18 protein-coding genes are annotated in these 17,497 nt (G+C 51.1%); 7 read left to right on the forward strand and 11 right to left on the reverse strand.

Going from position 1 to position 17,497, the window contains the following annotated elements; genetic code table 11:
* Nucleotides 1-102: 102 nt before the first annotated feature.
* The 4 genes from ACJJIL_RS18940 (at nucleotide 103) to ACJJIL_RS18955 (ending at nucleotide 4,565) form a co-directional block, all read left to right on the forward strand.
* Entirely contained in the window at nucleotides 103-1,401 is a 1,299-nt protein-coding gene (locus ACJJIL_RS18940) for a YHYH protein (RefSeq protein ID WP_445360507.1), read from the forward strand.
* Between the two features lie 245 nt (nucleotides 1,402-1,646).
* Complete coding sequence (locus tag ACJJIL_RS18945) at nucleotides 1,647-2,168, forward strand: hypothetical protein (RefSeq protein WP_444895233.1); 522 nt, start codon at nucleotides 1,647-1,649, stop codon at nucleotides 2,166-2,168.
* Between the two features lie 267 nt (nucleotides 2,169-2,435).
* Nucleotides 2,436-3,884 carry an ATP-binding protein gene (locus ACJJIL_RS18950; protein WP_444895234.1) on the forward strand — a complete coding sequence of 483 codons (1,449 nt, stop codon included), beginning with the start codon at nucleotides 2,436-2,438 and terminating at the stop codon, nucleotides 3,882-3,884.
* A gap of 6 nt (nucleotides 3,885-3,890) precedes the next feature.
* Entirely contained in the window at nucleotides 3,891-4,565 is a 675-nt protein-coding gene (locus tag ACJJIL_RS18955) for a response regulator (protein WP_444895235.1), read from the forward strand.
* Nucleotides 4,566-4,599: 34 nt separating this feature from the next.
* On the opposite strand, the gene ACJJIL_RS18960 is transcribed toward ACJJIL_RS18955, so the two are convergent.
* Nucleotides 4,600-6,366: an aminopeptidase P family protein gene (locus ACJJIL_RS18960; protein WP_445360508.1), complete on the reverse strand. Its 1,767-nt coding sequence runs from the start codon at nucleotides 6,364-6,366 to the stop codon at nucleotides 4,600-4,602.
* Nucleotides 6,367-6,910: 544 nt separating this feature from the next.
* On the opposite strand from ACJJIL_RS18960, the gene ACJJIL_RS18965 reads away from it, so the two are divergent.
* Nucleotides 6,911-8,125 carry a tyrosine-type recombinase/integrase gene (locus ACJJIL_RS18965; RefSeq protein ID WP_445360509.1) on the forward strand — a complete coding sequence of 405 codons (1,215 nt, stop codon included), beginning with the start codon at nucleotides 6,911-6,913 and terminating at the stop codon, nucleotides 8,123-8,125.
* A 56-nt stretch (nucleotides 8,126-8,181) separates the two neighbouring features.
* Nucleotides 8,182-8,835, forward strand: coding sequence for a hypothetical protein (locus ACJJIL_RS18970; protein WP_445360510.1), 654 nt, complete (start codon nucleotides 8,182-8,184; stop codon nucleotides 8,833-8,835).
* 41 nt (nucleotides 8,836-8,876) lie between these two features.
* Here the strand turns inward: ACJJIL_RS18970 and ACJJIL_RS18975 are convergent, their stop codons facing one another.
* The 3 genes from ACJJIL_RS18975 to ACJJIL_RS18985 form a co-directional block, all read right to left on the reverse strand.
* Nucleotides 8,877-10,130 (reverse strand): Y-family DNA polymerase, encoded by a 1,254-nt coding sequence (locus ACJJIL_RS18975; protein WP_445360511.1) that lies wholly within the window; start codon nucleotides 10,128-10,130, stop codon nucleotides 8,877-8,879.
* Nucleotides 10,130-10,519 (reverse strand): LexA family protein, encoded by a 390-nt coding sequence (locus ACJJIL_RS18980; RefSeq protein ID WP_445360512.1) that lies wholly within the window; start codon nucleotides 10,517-10,519, stop codon nucleotides 10,130-10,132. The genes ACJJIL_RS18975 and ACJJIL_RS18980 overlap by 1 nt, the downstream gene beginning before the upstream one ends.
* 101 nt (nucleotides 10,520-10,620) lie before the next feature.
* On the reverse strand, nucleotides 10,621-10,818 hold the full coding sequence (locus tag ACJJIL_RS18985) for a hypothetical protein (RefSeq protein WP_445360513.1): 198 nt from the start codon (nucleotides 10,816-10,818) through the stop codon (nucleotides 10,621-10,623).
* A gap of 216 nt (nucleotides 10,819-11,034) precedes the next feature.
* Between ACJJIL_RS18985 and ACJJIL_RS18990 the strand changes: the two genes are divergently transcribed.
* Nucleotides 11,035-11,376 (forward strand): helix-turn-helix domain-containing protein, encoded by a 342-nt coding sequence (locus ACJJIL_RS18990; protein ID WP_445360514.1) that lies wholly within the window; start codon nucleotides 11,035-11,037, stop codon nucleotides 11,374-11,376.
* 115 nt (nucleotides 11,377-11,491) lie between these two features.
* Here ACJJIL_RS18990 and ACJJIL_RS18995 read toward each other — a convergent pair whose 3' ends face one another.
* The 7 genes from ACJJIL_RS18995 to ACJJIL_RS19025 all read right to left on the reverse strand — a co-directional run bounded on the left by ACJJIL_RS18995 (nucleotide 11,492) and on the right by ACJJIL_RS19025 (nucleotide 17,496).
* Nucleotides 11,492-12,388: a hypothetical protein gene (locus ACJJIL_RS18995; RefSeq protein WP_445360515.1), complete on the reverse strand. Its 897-nt coding sequence runs from the start codon at nucleotides 12,386-12,388 to the stop codon at nucleotides 11,492-11,494.
* A 232-nt stretch (nucleotides 12,389-12,620) separates the two neighbouring features.
* Nucleotides 12,621-13,061 carry a DUF2793 domain-containing protein gene (locus ACJJIL_RS19000; RefSeq protein WP_445360516.1) on the reverse strand — a complete coding sequence of 147 codons (441 nt, stop codon included), beginning with the start codon at nucleotides 13,059-13,061 and terminating at the stop codon, nucleotides 12,621-12,623.
* Nucleotides 13,062-13,077: 16 nt separating this feature from the next.
* Nucleotides 13,078-14,637: a phage tail protein gene (locus ACJJIL_RS19005; RefSeq protein WP_445360517.1), complete on the reverse strand. Its 1,560-nt coding sequence runs from the start codon at nucleotides 14,635-14,637 to the stop codon at nucleotides 13,078-13,080.
* 4 nt (nucleotides 14,638-14,641) lie between these two features.
* Nucleotides 14,642-15,220: a hypothetical protein gene (locus ACJJIL_RS19010; RefSeq protein ID WP_445360518.1), complete on the reverse strand. Its 579-nt coding sequence runs from the start codon at nucleotides 15,218-15,220 to the stop codon at nucleotides 14,642-14,644.
* Between the two features lies 1 nt (nucleotide 15,221).
* Nucleotides 15,222-16,154, reverse strand: coding sequence for a hypothetical protein (locus ACJJIL_RS19015; protein WP_445360519.1), 933 nt, complete (start codon nucleotides 16,152-16,154; stop codon nucleotides 15,222-15,224).
* Nucleotides 16,154-17,074, reverse strand: a complete 921-nt coding sequence (locus ACJJIL_RS19020) for a hypothetical protein (protein ID WP_445360520.1) — start codon at nucleotides 17,072-17,074, stop codon at nucleotides 16,154-16,156. The genes ACJJIL_RS19015 and ACJJIL_RS19020 overlap by 1 nt, the downstream gene beginning before the upstream one ends.
* On the reverse strand, nucleotides 17,062-17,496 hold the full coding sequence (locus ACJJIL_RS19025; RefSeq protein ID WP_445360521.1) for an NlpC/P60 family protein: 435 nt from the start codon (nucleotides 17,494-17,496) through the stop codon (nucleotides 17,062-17,064). Before ACJJIL_RS19025 ends, ACJJIL_RS19020 begins: the two co-directional genes overlap by 13 nt.
* Between the last annotated feature and the right edge of the window lies 1 nt (nucleotide 17,497).

Genomic DNA, 17,497 nt, shown 5'->3' on the forward strand with positions numbered 1-17,497 from the left:
ACGATAAAGAGGATATAAAATGTAGCTAGCAGGCCATCCACATTTCATTCACTTTTGTGCGCTAGGTTCGGGGAGCAACTCCTCCATATGCCACGGTGTGATATGAAAATAATTAAAATTTTTGACCGGAATGGCCAGCCTACACTCTCTTATACACTAGCGTTGATAATATCTCTCGGAGTTCTTCAGGGATGCGATAGTGGCTCTTCTTCAGATGAGGATGGCGATGATTCTTCTGAGACCTCCTCTGAAGAGTCAGATTCCAGCACTGATACTGGTGTCTGGATTATGAATACTGATGACGAACGCGCGCCTTACATTTATGAAAGTAACAGCAATGAGCAGGTTCTGGTCAACGTCCAGAGCGTAGCATCAGAAACCGTAGATGGCCGGGAATACACCGTTGTCTCAGCAACCGGTGTTCCCGACTACGAGATTGAAATTACTCAAAGTATTCTAGACGGACTACTTGAACGTCCATTAGCCTCCTCTGATTTCGAAACCGGCAGCCCCACTGTCAGCGTTGGAGATATTGTCAACTTTGGGCAGGATATTGGCTATACGGGTATTGGCACCTGTGATGTAGATGCCGGCTATGGATTTTGGCCACCAGGGCTCGTTTGCCCAGAGAATGTCTCTCATGTCGGATACATCCCTGTCGAACCCGAGCCCGCAACGGAGGAGTGCACAACGGGGCTCGGCGTACAGGGCTACTGGGTAAATGGCGTCTCTATTTATGATTGGGGTGATGGTCAATCAGTGGATGGCACCTGGCAAACCCTGGCACCGGTTGCTGAGGTCTACGATGTGGATATCTGTGGTGGACACGCCGCAAACGGAGATTACCACCATCACTTTTATAGCAATTGCCTAGCCGATCTTGTTGGCGATATAGGTGACGACCACTCCCCTATCTACGGCTATACCGCCGACGGCTATGCAATCTATGGCCCCTGGCAGAGTGAAGGAGAACTCGCAGAAAGCAGCTGGGCTGTACGAGATTATGACGACCCCAGCTCCGAGAGCGGTTGCGGCGTAGCAGGCGAGAGAAGCTGTCTCTTGGTGGATGAATACGACCTCTCCCAAGGAGTCGAAACAACATCGAATACCGGTCCCACGACAAGTGGCTCTTATACCTCCCTGTCAGGCAATGAGTTCACTACGGCGGCGGGCTTTTTCTACGAGGACTATTACTGGGACGAAGACCTGACTAATGAAGGCGGAGTATATTTGGACCAGCATAACGGTCACTCAGATGACGAAAGGGGATACCATTACCACCTGACTGTCACTGTCGATGATGATGGTGAGCTTGTCCCCGCCTTCCCATATACTTTTGGCCCCCGCTTTTACGGCAAGCTAGATGATCAAACTATTGTCAATGAGTGCTCAACACAGTAGTTCAGCGGTGCACTAACATTGAAGGCCAAGCCACTTTCCTAATACGCCGGAAATCTCCCTGGAGTCGCAGTAAGTGTAAGCTTTGCGGTCCCTTGTTTTTACGGGGACCGACACCCCAGGTAATGGAAGTAACTGGAGCAATAGCACCCGATAGACTAAAAGCACTGGTAACCAGAAGTATTCACAGCAACAGCAGTTTGAATGAAGTATGTTGCCCCATCGCCAAACCTGGGAGTGAGACAATAATGAAAATTCTTCGAGCCGTTCTTATCGGGTCTTTTATCTGGGGAATAACCAACCTTGCTACAGCACAGCCAGACTCACACACGGGCCATAACGGCGACCAACACCCAGTAGTCGAGATCCCTTTACACAATGCTGCACCGCGCATCGAACTGGACATTAGTCGCGATAAAATGTCCGGATATAACCTACATATAGACTACGACCGGTTCGAATTTGAATCCCCTCGCCACGCCAATGATGCCTCAAAGCAATATCTGGAAGGTCATGCCCATCTCTATATCAACGGTAAGAAAATACAGCGAATCTATGGTCCAGACTTACACCTTCCCGACAAGCTGTTTAAATCGGGCTTCAACCAAATTACTGTCACTCTTAACGCCCATGACCACAGTACCTGGAGCCGGGGAGGGAAGAGAATTCTTGCAACTCTATTTATCCGGCTCGATAAGCCCGATCTGATATTGCATCGTTTTTCTACATCTCCAATAAAGCCGGGAGTAAGCACAGGCAAACCGGGATAATAATAGAAGTAACTACCAGTAAGGACTCAATCTCTCCTACCGACTCAGGGCATGGAGGCCCCAAGAACAGCTTTGGATAACCAAGCTAAGCTTATTGGCACTTAGCTTGAGCTCTTATCGTGAGACTCTCGGAGTGTTAAAAGATTGCCCTGATATTTACAGTAAGTGTAGGCTTGATCTTCTGAGCCGCGTTTCCTCAGTGGAAACAGAGTAAAATGCACCTGAGCTCACTGTGAACACAGGCTACTGAAATCCAAGCTACCGGCTATGTCGTTAAATATTCGCTATAAACTAAGCCTCGCTTTCTTATTGACTACAGCAATTACTGTTGGCGGAATGTTCGTATTCTTTCAGTGGAGCTTTAAGCATGGTTTTATGACCTATATCCAGTCTCAGGAGCTTCGCGAGGTCGGCGATTTAGTAGATGAGTTACAAGAAATCTACGCCAGCGAAGGGAGCTGGCAATCTATCGACGGCAATAGCAGGCGCTGGCAAAGACTCCACAGACGCGTGATGTCCAGTCACTTTGAGGATATGCCACCCCCACATCGTCCACCTCCGGGTACGAGGGGGCCCCGCCGCCCGCCTGAGCCCCCACCTGAACACGCAGTGGGCAAGTCGCTTAATGCCCGCCTGGTCCTGTTGAACAAAGAGAAAAGACCTCTGATAGGTCGTTATTCAGGATCTGAGAACATGGTAATGCAGCCTCTGGTTGTGAACGGAGAAACCGTTGGTTACCTGGCTATCAATCCACTACCCGTGTTAGATGATGATTTGGCCGTAGGGTTTGTTAAAGAGCAATCGCGGACTTTCGCTCTTATCTCTGTTGCCACCTTCATTCTGGCACTAGCCATTGCCATCCCCCTTGCCTGGCAGCTGGTAAGGCCCATCCGTAAGCTGACCGAAGCGACATCCCATCTTACATCCGGCAACTTCAAAACCCGTATTGATATAGAGCAGCGAGATGAGCTGGGCCAATTAAGTGCTGACTTTAATCGGCTCGCCGCAACGCTGGAAGCAAATGAACATGCCCGAAACCGATGGATGGCAGATATTTCGCATGAGCTGCGCACACCTCTCGCAGTATTAAAAGGGCAGATTGAAGCCATTCAAGACGGTATCAGATCAGCCACACCAGAGAACCTGCGCATACTGCACAGCAAAATTCAACAATTGAGCCGCCTGATAGATGATCTCTATGAGTTGTCTCTCTCCGACGCGGGGGCACTAAGTTACTGCAAGTCCGACATCTCCCTGGAGAATATCCTACGAAGTGTTATCGAAGACTTTGAAATTCCATTCGACCAGAAAGGTATTCGCTTAAGCAGTGACCTCCAACTATCGGAAGATAAGTTAGTCTACGCAGATGAAGCACGCCTCAATCAGTTATTTAGCAACCTGTTAACCAACAGCCTGCGCTACACCGATAGTGGGGGACAACTCAAAGTAACTGCGCGCTGTGAAGCCCGAACAGCCATTATCACTTTCGCCGACTCCGCCCCCGGTGTTGCCAGTGCTGATATACCACACCTGTTCGAGCGCCTGTATAGAGCAGATAGTTCACGCAGCCGGGAAACCGGCGGTGCGGGTTTGGGGCTATCAATTTGCCAAAATATTGTTACAGCACACGAGGGTAGCATTTCTGCAACTCCGTCCACTATGGGCGGTCTTGAAATAAGTATTTTTTTACCCCTAAGCCAAAGGATTAAATGGTAGGAAGTTATGAGCGCCAAAATATTAATAGTCGAAGATGAAACCGAACTTGCGCACCTACTACTGGATTATCTTCATGCCGCCGACTATCAAGCCGAGATCATTTCTGATGGTAATCAGGTTGTCCCCAAAGTGGAAACTATGAAACCGGATTTGATCCTTCTCGACCTGATGCTACCTGGGCGGCATGGGATGGAGATTTGCGAAGAGATTCGCCAAAAAGGCAACGACGTTCCAATTATTATAATGACTGCGCAAATTGAGGAACCCGATCGTTTGCGCGGCCTGGAATCCGGTGCCGACGACTATGTTTGTAAACCCTACAGCCCCAGGGAACTCGTCGCACGGGTGAAAGCGGTGTTGCGCCGTCGACCACAAAAGGGCGAAGTCGGAAATGGTGGCATCGAACTAGATAGAAATACCGGGCAACTGCGAATCGGAGGTAAAGACGCCAATCTTACTGCGCTGGAGTTCCACCTATTTGACCTACTTTACAGTGAGCCCGGTCGAATTTTTTCCCGCGAACAAATCATGGACCGTATCTATTCCGATTACCGCGTAATCAGCGACCGAACTATTGATAGCCACATCAAAAAAGTGCGCAAGAAAATATCAGTGCTTATGCCTGAAAAAGAGTTAATTCACTCTGTCTACGGTGCTGGCTATAAGTTTGAGATAAATTAATTATGCCTGGGGGCACGCAGCCCCCAGATTCACACTACAAAGCTTCAGTAGCCAATTTTAACCATTCAGCAGTTTTTTCAGTAACCAGCGGGGTAATCACATCCCGCACCCTCTGGTGGTAACGATTCAGCCATTCCCGTTCAGTCTCAGTGAGTAGTGCCACGTCAATCAAATTACGGTCGATCGGAGCTAACGTAAGTTCTTCAAATTCTAGAAAATCTGGATAATTTTCGCTCTGTTTCACAAACACCAAATTTTCAATACGGATGCCGTACTGCCCTGTGAGATAAAACCCCGGTTCGTTGGAAACGATCATCCCCGGCTGAAGAGCAACACCTGTTACAGCCTTACCTATCCGCTGTGGCCCCTCGTGAACACTTAAGAAACTACCAACACCGTGACCGGTACCATGGGCATAATCCAGCCCTACCTCCCACAGCGAACGGCGTGCAAGCGCATCAATTTGCTCTCCACAAGTCCCCCTGGGGAATCGCAAAGTCGCAATTGCAATATGTCCCTTTAAAACCCGGGTAAAATTTTCTTTTGCCGAAGGCGGGAACTCACCCAGAGCAACAGTTCGGGTAATATCAGTGGTGCCATCTGGATATTGGCCTCCAGAATCGCACAGATATACCCCTTCTGGCTTTATAGCCAAACTGGATTCAGGGCTCACCCGATAGTGCACAATGGCCCCATTCGGACCATAGCCGGAAATTGTCTCAAAACTGTTGCCCTGAAAGCCTTCGCGAGCCTCCCTTTTACTCCGTAAAAGCTTTACTGCGGACAATTCGTCAAAATGGCCTGTCGCAACCTGTTCAGGTATTTCCGCCAGGAATTCACACACCGCAGCACCATCCCTTTCGTGTGCAGCCTGGCTGCCTGCCAGTTCAATCGCATTCTTACAGGCCTTGGCTTCCGTGACCGGGTCACCTTCCAGCATTAGTTCAATATCCAGTGCCCGCAATTGCTGTAAAGTCCAACTGTTGCTAATCAGGGGATCTATCCATATTTTATTGACGTGGCGGCGCTTAATATTTTCAAATAATTCCCCTTTGGCCACGACTAGACTTACATCTTTATCCAAGTGCTCAATCAACGCATCCCCTACAGCGCCCTCCCCCAAATAAAGAGTTGCACTGCCATCCCGATAAAGGACTGCATTGGCCAAGGCCACTGGTAAGTGCGGAATATCCTCTCCACGGATATTAAAAAGCCAAGCACAGCTTTCAGGATTTGGTAGCCATAAAGCATCGGCTCGTTTTTCTGCGAGACGTCGGGCAATCCTCTGCCGTTTCTCTTTGGAATGCTCACCAGTAAAGATGAAGGGGTGTGGGCGCGCAGGCCCACAGGGAGATGCGGGGCGGTCATTCCAGATGGCATCAATCGGGCTCTGTTCCATCGGCTGCAGTTGGATATCCCTTTCAGCCAATCGCTTCTTGATCAAGGCCAATCCCGGCTCCGTGTGCAGTCGCGGGTCATACCCCAGAGACTGACCGGCATCCAGCTGACTACACAGCCACTCAATGATCGCGACTTGACTGAGGCTCATTAACTCAATGGGTTGATCACCAAGTTGTTGCTGCGCCTGCAAGGTATAGCGACCATCAACAAATAATGCCGCTTCTCGACTGCCTACCGCAGCCATTCCTGCGGAACCAGTGAAACCTGTCAGCCAGGGCAGTCGCTCATCTGCCGCAGGAACACTTTCATTTTGGTACTCATCAGCCCGGGGTACCAAGAAAGCATCGACACCCTGCCGCTGCAACTCTTCCCGCAATGCCTGTAAACGCTCCCGGCTCATAACCTCTCCCCTTCAATAACTGAGTTTGCCACTGCACCGCTAAAAGCCCCTCGATGACTGTTGGCCACAACAGAGTACAGTGTTAATCCAAATGGATTTGAGCAAATTGTCCAGGTGTGCCAGTCCCGCTGGCAACTCAGCCCATTGACATGACCCCATTCGCCGAGCTGGTAAACTGACAAGTCTAATTTCGCAGTATACCCCACCCTCGGAGCAACGCCTGCGTGTATAATACGCCCCTATTTTTTTCGAATATCCAGTGATCGAATCTTAAAGTATGGGTCAAAGTTCTTCCCTGGCAGGCTTTGCCGGCCGCCGCACCTTCGCCATTATTTCCCACCCCTATAAATCCCCCCTAGTCACAGCCTGACAACCTACGACAAAAAACCAGTAAATCCCGTACAAAACACTACCTTACAAGCATTAGACCCGCGACAGCTTAAGCCATCTAAAACCAACCCCAGCCGAAATAAATGTGTACATAGGCGTGTACACAAATCGCCTTTTTGTTAGCCTTAAAAGATATGTACACAAGGAGGTTGTCATGGCGTTGTCGGATACTTGGCTTAAAGCCAACGCAGGTAAGCAAAGGGAAAAGCGGATTGAAAAGGCTGATCGGGATGGCCTTAGTGTTCGCGTTACGCCCCAGGGAAAAATCACTTTTCAGCTTCGCTACCGCTACGACGGTAAGCCGGCCCGTGTTGATCTCGGTTCCTATCCATTAATGACACTGAGGAATGCCAGGAGCGAGGGGCTGCGCCTGAAGGGAAAGCTCGAGCAGGGCTATGACCCCAGGGTGGTAAAGCAGCTAGAAAAGCAGGCGATTCTCAATGCCGACTCTTTAGAGGAATTGTTCTTACAGTGGTATCACTCCTACTGCAAGGTAAACAAGAAAGGGCACCACGAAATCCTGCGCTCTTTCCAGTTGTACGTATTCCCTGCCGTTGGCCATCTACCCGCTGAAGAAGTCACACTTCACGAATGGTTGGCACTGCTGGAAAAGCGGGCACAGGCCACCCCCGGTATTGCCGATCGAATCCTGACCAATGCCAAGCAAATGTTGAAGTGGGGTGTGCGGCGCAGGCTGATCACTAGCAACCCAATCGCCAATATCAATGCAACAGAAGATCTACATATAAAGAAAAGCATCGGCACCCGCTCTCTAAGCCCGGATGAAATCGGCATGATGTGGATGGCCGTGGACAACTCGCGCATGGCGGCGAAAAATAAGATCTTCCTCAAGCTTTGCCTGTTCTATGGCTGCCGCAATGGCGAGCTGCGCATAAGCGAGAAGGAGCACTTCGATTTCAAGAAGCGCATCTGGACAGTGCCGCCCGCTAACCACAAGATGGGCAAGTCGACCAAGAAGCCCCTACTGCGCCCCATCATTCCCGAGGTTGAGCCCCTGCTGAAAGAGGCTTTTCTGCTGAGCGGCGAAGGCAAACACCTATTCAATAATAGCGGCAGTGATAAACCTATGGGCCAGGGTGCGCCGCTGGCACTGCCTTACAATCTGATGCAGTGGCTGCGCCGGCACAGAGACTATGAAATGAAACACTGGTCCGTGCACGACCTGCGCAAGACGGCAAGGACAAACTTTTCCGAACTGACTGAGCCGCATATTGCCGAGATTATGCTGGGGCATAAACTGCCAGGTCAGTGGCAAGTCTATGACCACTATGACTACTTGAAAGAGCAGACGGAAGCCTATACAAGGTGGTGGGCTAAGTTAGCTACCTTCATCGAATCCCCCCTTTAAAAGCTGCAGATTACAGATAAAGAAATTATAACGTGAAGATTTAAGCAGGTAAGTAAATGACCTTCAATTTCAGAAAGTCCCTCCGTGAAACGATAGCAAATTCAGACCTTCCAAAAGCTATAGAATCAATAGGCGAAGTATCGATTGACAGCTTAATGGATAGCGGGGTGACTAAAGATATCCCCATCCTCTCCACCCTTCTAAATATCGGAAAGGGGATAACAACTGTTAAGAACTATCTATTTGCAAAAAAGATGATCGCCTTCCTAAAGGAGATTTCCTACCTGAGTGAAAGCGAAAGAAACTCGTTGGTTGAGAAACTTGATAATGACTCCGAGTTTTTAGAGAAAACCGGAGAAAGACTTATAGAAGCACTCTCAAACATGGACGGTGAATACAAACCGAAGCTACTCGGAATCGCCCTTCGATTATACGCTCATGGTGAAATCAGCGCTCCGGATTTTGAGCGAATCAACTATTCCTTGCAGAGGTTCTTGATGTGCGATATTAATCATCTGCCCGATTTCTGCGCCATGGAAACTGGCCGAGCCAGACCTACTGATGACGATCCTGTCACCAGTAATTTAATCAATGCCGGGCTTGCATATGTATCATCCGGCTTTGGAGGGGGTGGAGTTCATCCAACAAAAGTCGCCCACTTATTACTAAAAGTTGCTAAAGAATCAAACATCGAACAGTTACAGACCTAGATCAACCACTCTTTCAAAAAGAGATTCATTCTACTGTTAGGTCAAGTCACCACCCTCGGCAAATCCCCCCACCGAGTCGTATAGGCAGGCGATGTAAATGCCTGCCGCATCTTCCACTTTTTCTGAATTCCTTCGGCCCCTAGAAACAATGTTCCCCGGCCAAACTTTTTATTGATCCGGTCCAGCGCTTGCATGGTCTCCCCTGCCCTAACCGATTGCCCTGGGGTGAATAGATCACCCTGCCCCAGCGCGCGGGGGATAATCTCGACAAGCCCGACGCCGGCTTTCATAAAACGGCAACCTGGGCGGTACAAGTCGGCAATGGCCCTTCTCACTAGCTGGACAATGATTCGGGAATCGTCGGTGGGGTATGGGGTTTGTACTACGGTGCTGCGGCTGTAGTAGCTGGGCTCATGGGGTGAGGTATGCAGGAATAAGTGAATCGACTTTACCAGGGATTTCTGCGCACGCAGTTTCTCTGCTGCCCTGCTAGCGTAGAGAGTGGCGGCTTGTAGAATCGGTGCTAGGTCGGTGAGCTTTTCACCGAAGGAGCGAGTGCAGTAAATCTGCTTCTTTGCCGGGGGCACTTCCTCCAGACCGAGACAGGCAACTCCATTTAACTCCTCAATAGTTCGCTCAATATTGATATTGAGACGGCGGCGCAAAATCTTTGGGTTGGCCTGCGCTAGGTCATAGGCGGTTTGTATACCGAAGTCGGCCAGGCGCTTGGTGAGGCGCCGACCTATGCCCCAAACATCACTGACCGCTGTGCGGCGCTGCATCCACTGCCACTTGGCTGGCGTATCCAGCGCGCAGACGCCATCGCACTTAGGGATTTTCTTGGCCGCTCGATTGGCAAGCTTGGCCAGGGTTTTACTGGGCGCAATGCCCACACCGACAGGCATGCGAATATCTCTCCAGAGGGTGTTGCGGATTGTACGGCCATAATCCAGCCAATGCTCTTGCAGCCCGTGGAGATCCATAAACATTTCATCAATGCTGTAAACCTCCACGTTGGGACTGAACTCGCGCAGGGTGGTCATTACCCGGTGGGAGATATCGCCATACAAGGGATAATTACTGGAGAAGATCGCCACGCGATGGAGGCGCAGCAGGTGCTCAACTTTAAAGAACGGCTCCAGGTCGCCAATGCCTAATAGTTTCGCCTCCTTAGAGCGCGCCACCACAAAGCCATCGTTATTGGACAGTACCACTACCGGGCGCCCGCGCAGGTCGGGCCGGAATATCTGTTCACAGCTGGCATAGCAGCTGTTGCAATCCACCAGTACCAGCATTAGCAGGGCCGGTGGTACCGAACGGAAGCCTTGACCACTCCCTCGACAATCAATTCCTGCCCTTCCCAAATGGGGATTGGGGCGTATTTATCATTCGCGGACAGCAGCTGCCCTTTTTGCCGATCAAGCACTTTGCAGGTTAGCTGCCCATCCAGGGCAACCACCACCACATCACCGTGAACCGGGGTTAAGGATCGATCAACTACCAGCAGATCCCGGTCAAAAATGCCGAGATCCCGCATGGAATCACCGTTGGCCCTAGCCAGGAAGGTGGCAGCCGGGCTGGTAATCAGGTGTTGATCCAGGCTGAGTGCCGCTTCTTTGTGGTCATCCGCTGGCGAGGGAAAGCCGCAGCTGACGCCACTGCCGTATAGAGGGGATAGTTTCATGTGCTCTAACAATATACTGTATCTATATACAGTGTATTAGCCAGCCCCCATGAAAGACAAGTAGCCTGTGTGACTCCAGGGCCTCACAGGCATTGATGTACTCAAGCCATCTCGGCGCCGCCACCTCCTTTTAACTCAACCGAATAGATCACCCCTTGGATAGTGGTGCTCACCTCCTCACCTATTAGCTTTAATACCGCATCCCTTCCCGCTAAATCTGGGTAGGCTGCTACCCACTCCAGGGCCACACACAGACTTGCGATCCGCTGCAATTGCTCCATTTGCGATTTCATAGGCATGCTCAACTCCTTGTAACTGCTAGTCCTATCTCTGCCTTGTGTCACCGAATGCCAGTTATCTGTACTGCCTTATGACGACAAGTCGCCAAACGCTACTACCAAATTCACATTGCATGAACAGTTGTGCTGAAAGCTTTCTGGTTTAGCACGGTAGAATGCAGCTAAGTTTCGATTTTCGAAATACTTTGATTTCATGAGGGTGTATAACGCGGCTCGATGTTTGAGGCCGGATCACTAGGCGATCGCCTGCGCAACGCACGGAAACGGGAGAGGATGACGGTTGCACAGCTGGCAAGGCAGCTGGGGCTTGTGTCATCTCAAATTTCGAAAATGGAAACGGGCGTACAAAGAATACCGGCGGACCTGCTGCCGGTGTGGTGTGAGGCGGTGGGGATTACTTTGGCGGAAGTGTACGGGGTGGAGAACCTGCACCACTTTGCGCAGATTCCCTTTCCCCCTTTTCTTGCTCGACTTTATTCGCAATTACCGGAGGAGTTTCGCCGGCATATCCATCGGGTTATTGAGAGTAGCTACCAACTTTGGAAGAGGTTGGGATAACGCCGCCAGCACCGGACGCTGAAGCGTAGTTGTTTTTGGGTCGAGCGGAACGATAGCGTAACGAACCAAAAACAACTACGCTTTAGTACTCCTGTTACTTAGCTTTGTTAGATTTTTACAGTACGTGTTTGTCAAAGTTAGAAATAGAAACAACAGAGTTGTGATAGTCTTTTAACCATAAAAATTTAGCTAAAATTTTATTAACTTCTCCCTTTTCATCCTCAGGTGCGACTTCTAGCTTTAGTTCTAACTCCTTTATCTTATTAAAAATAGCCTCTTTATGTTTCCTAATAAAGAGCCTCATATTTTCAACATTTCTGTGATGATTTTCGGGAGACTCCATAACAGTTTTCCACACCATGGGGAGGTTAACGTCAACCGTAGCTATATTATAAGTTAGGTAATCTAAATAGCTTACCCCATCAGAATCCTGAGCGATAAACTTATGCCTTCCATACATTTTCTTATTAATAAAATCAAATCTCTCCATCAACTTCTCGTTTCCAAGAACGTGGGGAGAAAGTGCAATCCTCGGATATTTAGCAACTTTGCTTTCTAGATTGTAAGCATCAATCAAACCCGTCCCCACAGCAAAGCTATCCTTTAGGTAGCAATACCCATTGGAAATCCCACCTCTTAAGAAAATTCCCTTTTCAGAAAAACAATTAAAAATAAATGTTTGAAGTCTCATTAGAATGATAAATAAAGCATTAGCAGAATGCATAAACATTTTATCTTCATTCGTCAGGCTTTTAACTTCTTTTGGATAGTAAGTTATTACCAATGAGTCTGAAATAAAAGCATGTTGAATATCGTAATATTCATACAGATTGAACTGCAAGTCATCCCGATATCGCTGTTTGATACCTTCTGAATTTTGAATTTCAAATATTTCTCTATTTGAAAGCATAAAATCAATAAATTCTCTTGCGCTTTCTTCGTTTTGGATTGCACCATTGATATCACGATAACCGAGCATATCGATGAATAGAGTCCACTGAACTAACTTCATGAATCAAACTTCCTATAAATTTTGCCATAGGTACAGTGGTCACCATATATACTTTTTACTTGACCACTATTCTTGATACAAATTTACGCCAACACGCGACCCTCTTCCATCAAATCAATACATTACAATTACCTGGTACAAAAGAGCCAACTGAAAGAGCGATCATCGTGACCACTATCCACCATTTTCTCTACTGCTCCATCCCCTTCTATACAGTCGTTCGGGATCACTGTTAAGCTGTCTGATTATCCCATAGCACCTCATCCAAAGCCCCCAACATCTGCCCAACCACCCCAGCCAAATCCGTGCTGGTATCCCCAGTAATCTCCGGCAGAGTCGCCGGGCGGTTGGCTACCTGCCAGCCGCTGTTGCCGTTGATATACAGCAGGCCATCCGCTTGATTCAGCGCGACCTTTGCGGGGAAGAATTGCCAGTAGCCGGGGTCCGCCACATAGCGGGCGAGCTGGCCGTTTTGGTTTGCCCACTCATTGCTACCGGTGGCAACTATGTAGCGATCGCCATCACTGGGGGAGCCGGGGGGATCGTTTTGGATCCCCAGCACTTCGATCTGTAACAGCGCGTCGATGGTATCCAGGGCTTGGTTGAGGCTCGCGGCTGGGTCCAGGGTGCCTTCGGCGGCGTAGGGTATGGCGTTGTTGGGTGTGTTGCTCATGGTCCTTTTATCCTGTTTATACCGTGATTTCCGCAGCCGGGCCGGTGCCGGTGATGCTGTTGATTTGGCTCACTTGAATCGTGGCGGTGCCTGGGTCGGGGATTGTTAGCGTGGTGGCAGTGGTGTCGGTGCTATCGCCGTTCACCGTTACCCGGTAGCCGGTAAAGAACTGGCTTTGATCGTAGGCAGCGCGGCCACCTAAGCGCCCCACCCCAACCCATTCGATGGTGAGCTGGCCGCCGCTGCGGTAGGCGCGCAGGCTGGTGGGTGCTGGCTCAATATGACTGGCGCCGGTGTAGGTGGCAGCAGTGGTGGTCTCTTCGCCGCTGCCGGAACTGGTGGCGCGGAAGGTGAGTAGCTGGTTCAGGTTGTAGCGCTCGGTGGGGATATAGTTGAGCGTGTTGCGATCCAGTAAGACAAAGCGGGTACCCGCTGAGTGCTGGGTGATTTCGGTTCCCAGGCGGCCGCGCAGCAGGTAGCCAATTTCCCACACGCCGGGGCTGATCTCGTCGGCCTCGCCAAAGCTCACTATTTCATTACCTATCAGTGCCCGGTTCTGCCGGTTGAGCAGCTGCGCTAGCGTGCGATACTCGAGCGCGTCGCCGTCGTCGTAGAGTTGGATTTGCACGCGGTTGTGGGTGTCGGGGATCTCGCGCTTGTGAGTGCCGAGTGCAGTCACCAGCTCACCCATTACCGCCTCAACGTCCGTGGTATCCGACTCGGTATAGTTTTCTCCACCATCTAAAGACAGCGCGACAGTCGCACCGCTCCAGGCGCTGTTGCTGCCGGCGATAGCGATGTAATAACCCAGCTGGGTATCGTCACCGCTGGACAGTATCGGCGCGTCGATAAATTCGATATAGGTCGAGCCGGCCACCAGCGGCACCGGGTCCGGTGCGGCCATGGGGGCCACGCCTAAAGCCTGGCTTTGGTAAGCGCTTTTACGGTCGTGTAGCAGTTTGTATTTTTGCTCGCCCCGATCAATATTCACCTCATCGATGCGAAGGCGGTCGCCCTGATACAGCACCACATCACCAGCGGTAAGCCCCAGGTAACTGCGCGGCAAAGTAATTTCACCATCACCGCGCTGCTCTTCGATCATCACCTTATGCATAATCACCGCAGTCTGCGCGGCCTGATCGGTTTCCAGCACCACGGGGGTTTCAATACTTTTTTCCCCTTCGCCGCGAGTGTCGATACTGCGGTCTGAGGTTTGCTTGCAGGTATCGATACCGCCGACAGAATCGTAATAGTTCAGGTTTAATACCTGCACAATATCCTCGGGGGAGCGGCGGGTTTTCTCGTCGTCGCTATCGCCGATTAAATCGTTCTCGTCGATTTCCATTACCGGTTCACCGCCGCGCGGAACAAAATCTATTTCACCCCCGCGATTGACCGGATCGAAAAAAAACAGCTGGGCCAGCTCTTGGATATGCTCGTATACCGGGGATTCATTCGTAACCTGCATTCCCTGCACATAACCTTCAAGTCGCGTGGTATTAAATTTCCCAGGGGGCAAGCCGGCGCGCTCGCACAGCTCGGCGACGATGGCGTATAGAGGATATTGGGCGGACATAGGATTAAGACTTTAATAGGAATTGCAGGCGGTATTGTTTGTGCATACCGATTTTAATCAGGCCATCGCTATTCACGTTTTCGTGTAATAGGTATTCGGTTTGGTAGCGGTCGCGCTGTTGCCGGCAATAGAGGTTGCCGTCTTTGAGATAAGCAAAAATGACATCACTGACACCGGACTGTAATTGCCGCTTATCATCCAGGGTAACGCGCGGAGTGATAATGCCGGGCCAGTCGGTAATCACCTGTGCACCCTGTGAGGAGTCGTACCAGTAGAGCTTGGCTGTGCCGCCCTCCACATAGGCAACCACGGGGCGCATATTCTGGTCGAAGGACAGTGAGACCTCAGTAATATCCGTGCCGCTGATTAGCGTGAACTCGGCCACCTCATGGGCATTCAGCACAATGTCGCAGCCGTTATTCAATACCCGCGCGCGCCAGACCTGATAATTCAGCCCCTCGCTGGGATCTTGCAGGGCAATGCCGCCGGATTCATAGTCGGTAACATTCCGCACCGGCAAGGCGGCACCGCCCATAAAAGGCGCGGGCACGCTTTCCTGTGACAACTCATTCTCCGGCAGCATGTCAGCCCCGCGCCCAGGAGTGGGAGAGCGTAATGGTAAGAACGGTTTCAGAGTCTTTAGGTATGGCGCTGCCATCGGAGACCGCCGCAAATTGCACTTGCCAACGCGCCCAACCGGTATTGGCGGCAATTGAACGCACCCCGCCAAAGTTAGCTTGATTTAATCCCCAGGAGTACTGCCCCGAAGCCTGAAAACTCCCTGCGGAGTAGCCGCCATCCGCAGTGCTACCGCTAACGCTGGTGCCGGTTGGTAAACCGGTCACATCGCCAATATCACCGGCATAGGCATAGGCATAAACCCCGCTGTTACCGGAGCGGTCAAAATCCCAAGCGCTAGAGGCCGCAGTGGATACGCGGCAGGGGCGGGCAATATAGTCGTAGTCCACACCGCCAATGGTGACAACCCCGGTCACGTCGTCCAGTTCGGGGTAAATACGAAGTTCGTAAGTCACGTCCAGGTACTCATCAGAGAGTACGGTGATGCTGCTGGGATTGCCGTCGGCATCTTGAATCAGTGCCCGCGAAAACAGATTGCCGCTCGACGTGTTAGCCCAACCCACACCCACCTCGGATAAATTGCCGGCGGCGTCGCCCTGATCAAAGCGATACACTTTTTGCAGCGACAGGTACCAGGGGTCCGTGCTGGCCTGGGCGCTGCGCGCGCTGGATTGCAAGGTGTTGTGAATGGCTTTATAAGCGGACATATCGGTATCGTTGACCGTGGGGGTTGTCGATCCGCTGCCCACATAGCAGTTGGATGTGCAGCTGTGGGGCGACTTGGTGCCCAGCTGATCCAACCCCAGATCCGTAATCAGATTTTCAAACTCGGCGCGACACACGCGGCTACCGGGAATTTCGCGAAGCCCCGCCTCTGACTGTGTGGCTTTAAAGGTTTCTATTTTGTAGAAACCGCGCACGCGGTTATTAGATTTCATTAGGTTAAATCTCCAGTAACGCCGACAAACGTCGCAGACAAATTATCCGGGATGCTTTGGTCATAACTAATCAGGGCCTTTTGTAAATCACCCGCCACGCTGACAAACTGCGAAGAAACAGATTCCGGGTTGTAGAGGTCGTAACTCGTTAATAGCGAACGCAACTCCCCCGCGACTCCAACAAAAGTGGATTCCAGTTTTTCCGGGCTCCAGTTTTCGTAGCTGGCCTTGATCGAGCGCAGCTCACCCGAGACACCCGCAAACCCCGCGCTCACGCTATCGCGCGCCAGAGCTTCGGGCGCGCCTCGCGCTTCTACAAAGTCCGCTTTAAGGGCGTCGGCAAATTCCAGCGCGTAAGGCTTAGAGGTGAGCGCCACCCCCTCAGCCCGCTCCACTTCAAAGGCAAATTGGGGAATCGCACCGCCGGTACTGGTGAGGTTTTCGTTGTCGATCACCATGTAACAGGTGCCGCGATAGGCGTGTACTTCGCTAACCCCAAAGGCGGCTTGCATTACTGCGCTGGGCATCTGGTCCCAGTCGCCAAGAAAGAATTCGGCAATGCGTAAAAAGGCCAGGTTGTTGGTGGCTTGCGTGCTGTCGATGCTATCGCGGTCGTATACCAATTCGTTGTTGCGCCAGACGCGGGAGATACCGGTGATAGGCCCCTCGCAAATCCGTATGGCGTAGGTGCGGTAAACCTCCTCGTTGACAACTTCTGTCGAGCCGCCGCCCTTTCCGGATTTTTGTTTTTCTTTTTTCTTAACAATCTTGGGCGCGGTGGTGGCAATAATATTGCCGATGACCGGCAGCACCTTGCCAAAAATAATCGGGCGCGGTACGCCGGCTTTGGAGGTCTGCACTTTGATATCGTCAAAGGTGCGCCCCTCAATCGTCGTGGTACCGAAAATTAAGTTACCCATGGGGAATACACCTCCACCAATAGGCGGCGCCAGCGCTTATCTAAAATATGCTCGCGGCAATCTTGGTCGGCGTGGGCGTGAATTAGGGAGAATCCACCGTGCGGGTAATCCCCTAAAAAACCTACATGGCTGGGGTCGGATTTTTGCGGCGATTTAAATACTGCAATATCCCCCGGCTGCCATAGGGGCTCCGCCACCGGGTTGCCGAAACGCCGCTGCATTTTGTGCCGCAGGCCATCTTTCCAGGGCTCGCGGCCGTAGTGTTTTTCATCTTCGATATCGACACCGGCAGCGCGCAGGCTGAGCACTATCATGCCCACACAATCTACCGCCCAGTCTGTGCGGCCTCGATGGCGCCAGCGCACACCATTAGCCACCAGGCTTCTTGCATAAGCCAGTGTCGCTTGTCTTTGTTGATTCATA

It is taken from the genome of Microbulbifer maximicatervae (SeqCode), from assembly GCF_052468095.1.